Genomic DNA, 1925 nt, shown 5'->3' with positions numbered 1-1925 from the left:
TCAGACACCGTCTGAATTTGCAGCGGGCTGGAGAAAGGGTCATTCTGAGAATGAAGATTCCGACGTTACTAACTGAGTGTTGTATCTAATCGTGGGGGCAGGTCAATCGATGTAGCGTCCGAATATTCGCATGAGGATCACACTGATGACCAGCATTGCCGCCAGGACAGCAAACCAGCGGGATATTTTTGGCGGAACTGGCCGTGGGTAACATTCAGGAAGATGTTTCAGGGAAAAAAGCATTCATAACCTCTATTGTAAGAAGTTTTTATTGCAGACCTTAAAATTATCAAACCTCGCTGAAAAAAATCGACATTTTTAAACAACACTCGAAATCAAACTCTTTCACATTTTCACCAATTTATATTCATTGATTCAAAAACTGATTCAACTTTTTCTAGAAAACAGATTTCATTTTTCTGAGAGAATTTTATTAGAGCGGAGCTATATACTGCTGCGTAATCATCTTGCGAGTAAAAATATATATCTCTAACAATGCTTATCGGTTTTCTTTTTTTATCCTCAAAAACAATATCAGAAACAACCACACCTCCTTTACCCTTTGGAGTGAATTTAATTTTTACAATTGGATTTAATGCTTCAATGTATTTATTGTTGCCACTTTGCTTTACAATATCATGTATTGTACTTTTCAATTCATCTTCATCATAGCTATACGTTTTATTTGATTCATCCCATCTGAGATAGCTTACTCCACCTGTGGGATTTGCCTCTGAGGTAAGATTGAATATATCTTTAATCCCTTTATACTGTATTGGAACTGGTTTATTACGACATTCAGAATCAGAAGACGCTTGTTCAATGGGGGCGTAATTAAAATCTCCGGTATCGAACTCTATCGTCTTACAAAAATCAATGTTTTTTGCATAAACATTAATAACCACGCCCATTGAAAAAATGGCAACCAAAAGTTTAATTTTCATATTAGCACTATCAGCTTAAAAATTTTACATTATCATTTGCAGAAACACTATCATTTAAAGCGTAAAATGCGTGTTCAAAACAAGGCCACCGGATACCATCTAATCCAGTGCTCCCTCCATTAACACACTTAGTTACCGCCTTCACTTCTGCATAAGTAGTCCCTTGATCGGCCCAGTAATGTATACTCAATGCCCCCCAATTAACTAGTTTTTTATTCTCCACCTTCATTCTTTGCTTCTGAATCCAATAAAATCCGCCTGCGTCACAACAATAATAAGATGACGATATTAAATTTTCCGCACTAGCTGAACTTATGAACTTTGTGGCATCCCCCTTATATTCACCATATATTTTATAGTTAGTCCTACCTGTAAGCTGTATAATTCCACGGCCTTTAAATTTGATACCATCGCCAACTTGATTGTTTCCAAGTTTTTTAGCGAGTTCGTTTTTATTATTATGTTTCGAATCAAATTCAGGTTCATACTTATCAAAATATGAATCTTTCCCTTTCTCTTCACATTCGCTCACACGGCCTGTTTCGCAATATATTTGCGAAAGAAAATGAGCTAATCGCATTGTGCTATTCACACCAAAAGTTCTCATTACCAATGCCAGGCTTTTTCTCATTTCTGATGGGCGAATTGTTGCTCCTGACGATTTTTCTTTCTTTTGATTAAGGTACTCAATGACGTTTTTTTCCGTCAGTCGCCCTTCTTCTCTTAATGTTGATTCATTCTTAACAGTTTTTCTAACCGTTCTTACAAAATCCGGCTCACTCAACCAACTGCATTTTCTAAAATGTTCAATGAATGCTTTTGGCTCAAAATGCCACAGTCTTCCACTACTGAATGCTCCGGAATCAAAACACAGCGCTTCTGCATGAGCTTTAAATTTTGCATAATCTGCTTCCGTCATCGGAGCACGCTTATCATCCCCCGTTTTCAGCCATGAAAAACGGGTGTCGATCGTACTTTTTT

At 37.1% G+C, this 1925-nt stretch carries 1 protein-coding gene and 1 pseudogene; both read right to left on the bottom strand.

All coding sequences use genetic code 11. From position 1 onward, the window contains the following. Nucleotides 1–353: 353 nt before the first annotated feature. A complete protein-coding gene (locus ACOTX3_RS25925; protein ID WP_058679506.1) occupies nt 354–944 on the bottom strand; it encodes a hypothetical protein in 591 nt (196 codons plus the stop codon). A 10-nt stretch (nt 945–954) separates the two neighbouring features. After that, nucleotides 955–1925: pseudogene (locus ACOTX3_RS25920) on the bottom strand (hypothetical protein); the annotation flags it as partial.

The organism is Enterobacter cloacae complex sp. IR5384 (genome assembly GCF_049237265.1).
Taxonomy (GTDB): Bacteria; Pseudomonadota; Gammaproteobacteria; order Enterobacterales; family Enterobacteriaceae; genus Enterobacter; species Enterobacter cloacae.
Note: the sequence above shows the minus strand (reverse complement) of the source record. Positions and strands in the feature narration are given on the sequence as shown.

Bases quoted from the DNA above. Each gene is read 5' to 3' on its own strand.
- ACOTX3_RS25925 (WP_058679506.1), bottom strand. From the start codon at position 944: ATGAAAATTAAACTTTTGGTTGCCATTTTTTCAATGGGCGTGGTTATT.